The sequence below is a fragment of the Gilliamella sp. HK2 genome (genome assembly GCF_001690265.1).
GTDB classification, from domain to species: domain Bacteria; phylum Pseudomonadota; class Gammaproteobacteria; order Enterobacterales; family Orbaceae; genus Gilliamella; species Gilliamella apicola_C.
Window position 1 is genome coordinate 1 of sequence record NZ_LZGV01000036.1, and the last position, 2,961, is coordinate 2,961.

The 2,961-nt window shown below is 34.7% G+C and carries 4 protein-coding genes; all 4 read right to left on the reverse strand.

The window, feature by feature from the left end; all coding sequences use genetic code 11:
- On the reverse strand, positions 1 to 336 hold a 336-nt coding region (locus A9G45_RS03160), incomplete at its 3' end, for a hypothetical protein (RefSeq protein WP_176701806.1).
- On the reverse strand, positions 336 to 1,166 hold the full coding sequence (locus A9G45_RS03165) for a DUF6708 domain-containing protein (protein ID WP_065572365.1): 831 nt from the start codon (positions 1,164 to 1,166) through the stop codon (positions 336 to 338). The genes A9G45_RS03165 and A9G45_RS03160, both read right to left, overlap by 1 nt.
- Positions 1,166 to 1,999: a DUF6708 domain-containing protein gene (locus tag A9G45_RS03170; RefSeq protein ID WP_065566306.1), complete on the reverse strand. Its 834-nt coding sequence runs from the start codon at positions 1,997 to 1,999 to the stop codon at positions 1,166 to 1,168. The genes A9G45_RS03165 and A9G45_RS03170 overlap by 1 nt, the downstream gene beginning before the upstream one ends.
- Positions 1,999 to 2,826: a DUF6708 domain-containing protein gene (locus tag A9G45_RS03175; RefSeq protein ID WP_065566305.1), complete on the reverse strand. Its 828-nt coding sequence runs from the start codon at positions 2,824 to 2,826 to the stop codon at positions 1,999 to 2,001. Before A9G45_RS03175 ends, A9G45_RS03170 begins: the two co-directional genes overlap by 1 nt.
- Positions 2,827 to 2,961: the final 135 nt, after the last annotated feature.

Here is a 2,961-nt window from a genome sequence, read left to right on the forward strand (position 1 = left end):
AAAAGTAAGAAAAAATTGAATAAATATTGGACTGGATATTAAAAATAAAAAAAATGAAAGAATAAATAGTGCTTTATGGGTATCAAGATAAAATATAGCAAAAAGTACAGCAACTAATCCAGAAATTATCATCAATACACATATAAAGAAAAGAATAATAACAATCAATCTAATTAATAAGCTTCCCATCCCCGTGAACCGCCGAGAAAGCTCACAATAATCATCATTAGCATAACGTAATTTTTTATTATTAGTTAAATGTAATTGTGTTGTATATACACCTTTGTGCAAATCTTCGCGCCATGCGGAAACTTGCGGTTGGTATTTGGATGGCATTATTTATTTCCTAGCTTTTTATATTCGGCATCTATTTGTTGATACTCTTCAAGCGAGCTGGCCTTGGATTTTTTGTCGAGTTCTTCGGACCAATTGATTTTTACTGACCACTCGTATTCATCTGGCATCTGTTCGGTATCGAGGTTTTTATCCGAAAATGCCATAAAACTATTCACCCACATCCACTCATCGTAACTTAAACTGCTATCTATACAAAAAGTAAAGTGGTCAATTACATTGGTGGTATTAGGCTCACATACCACACACTCTATACGGTAAGTTCTGACCATACCACCACCAGAAATCGGCGCCGATACTGAGGTCATTACCCCTTGAATATCTGCCCAATCAAACTCTTTCATTGCTATCTCTTTCACTCTAAATGGTGAACGAGTAAATGTTTCTAACGAACCAAAATATAAAAGAAAATGGTCATAAATATAAACTTTACCGGTTTTACGATTAAAACGTACTGGGCAATCCTCGGGAGCATAGAATAGATAGAAAACAAGCTGTAAGAAGAAATATATTAGATAAAGGAATAATAGCCCAAAAGGTATAGATATAAGTATCCCTTCAGTTTCAAAAGTAATACCATAAAATGCAATATATACTCCAAAAATCAGCAATAAAATAAGCATTACTAAACAAATAATCGTGATCCAACGCGGAACCCACTTCCATCCTATTGTTCGCCTAGAAAATTCACAGTAATCATCATTAGCATAACGTAATTTTTTATTATTACTTAAATAATGGCGGGTTGTATAAACCCCTTTGTATAAATCTTCGCGCCATGCGGAAACTTGCGGTTGGTATTTGGATGGCATTATTTATTTCCTAGCTTTTTATATTCGGCATCTATTTGTTGATATTCTTCAAGCGAGCTAGCTTTGGATTTTTTGTCGATTTCTTCTGGCCAGTTGACTTTGATTGGCCAAGTAAAGTCTTCTTCTGGCATAAATTCGGCATCCAAATTATTATCAGAAAAAGCCATATAGCTATTTATCCACATCCATTCCTCATAACCTAAACTGGTATCAGCAGCCAACAAAAAGTGATCAATCACTTTAGTGGTATTAGGCTCACATACCACACATTCTAGACGATAGCTTCTAACCATTCCGCCACTAGCAAGAGGAACTGATACTGATGTCATACACCCTTGAATATCTGCCCAATTAAACTCTTTAACGGTTATCTCTTTAGCTCTAAGGGGAGAACGAGTGAAAGTTGCCCATGATCCAAAGTACAAAATAAAATGGTCATAAATATAAACTTTACCTGTTTTACGATTTAACCGTATTGGGCAATCTTCAGGAGCAAAACAAATATTCAAAAACATCTGAAGAAAGAGCTGAAATGACAATATTATTAAAAAAGTACAAAGTATAAATATAGACCTTCCGTCATTTAGTTTAGTAATAATATAAATAATAAATAATATTCCTAATATTATAGAGATAACAAATATTAAAGAGAAGATTGCTGTTATACAACGAAGAGAATATTTCATCCCTGTGAATCTTCTTGAAAATTCACAATAATCATCATTAGCATAACGTAATTTTTTATTATTACTTAAAGGCAATTGCGTTGTATAAACCCCTTTGTATAAATCTTCGCGCCATGCGGAAACTTGCGGTTGATATTTGGATGGCATTATTTATTTCCTAACTTTTTATATTCGGCATCTATTTGTTGATACTCTTCAAGCGAGCTAGCTTTGGATTTTTTGTCGATTTCTTCTGGCCAGTTGACTTTGATTGGCCAAGTAAAGTCTTCTTCTGGCATAAATTCGGCATCCAAATTATTATCAGAAAAAGCCATATAGCTATTTATCCACATCCATTCGTCATAACCTAAACTGCTACCGGCCGCCAACAGAAAGTGGTCAATTACATTGGTGGTATTAGGCTCACATACCACACACTCTAGGCGATAACTTCTAACCATTCCGCCACTGCCCGTCGGTACCGATACTGAGGTCATACACCCTTGAATATCTGCCCAATTAAACTCTTTAACGGTTATCTCTTTAGCTCTAAAGGGCGAGCGAGTAAGGGTAGTCCATGTTCCAAAATATAAAAGAGAATGGTCATAAATATAAACTTTACCTGTTTTACGGTTTAAACGGATGGGGCAATCCTCGGGGGCAAACAGTGTATTTAGTAAGAATTGAAGAAGAAAATAAGCGACAAATATTATCAATAAAATAACTGATATTATTATTATTCTATCATCGCTCACTGTAATAACGAAAATCCCCGTAAATACAAAAAATAATGATAATAAAAAAAGAATTGAGGAAATAAATGCTGTAATCCCACGAGCAAAAAATCCTCCTCCTGAACGCCGTGAAAATTCACAATAATCATCATTAGCATAACGTAATTTTTTATTATTACTTAAAGGCAATTGCGTTGTATATACACCTTTGTGCAAATCTTCGCGCCAGCATGACACTTGCGGTTGATATTTGGATGGCATTATTTATTTCCTAACTTTTTATATTCGGCATCTATTTGTTGATACTCTTCAAGCGAGCTGGCTTTGGATTTTTTGTCGATTTCTTCTGGCCAGTTGACTTTGATTGGCCAAGTAAAGTCTTCTTCTGGCATAAAT

Excerpts from the sequence above, each read along its gene's own strand:
- A9G45_RS03175 (WP_065566305.1), bottom strand. The coding sequence starts at position 2,826 with ATGCCATCCAAATATCAACCGCAAGTGTCATGCTGGCGCGAAGATTTG.
- A9G45_RS03165 (WP_065572365.1), bottom strand. The coding sequence starts at position 1,166 with ATGCCATCCAAATACCAACCGCAAGTTTCCGCATGGCGCGAAGATTTA.
- A9G45_RS03170 (WP_065566306.1), bottom strand. The coding sequence starts at position 1,999 with ATGCCATCCAAATATCAACCGCAAGTTTCCGCATGGCGCGAAGATTTA.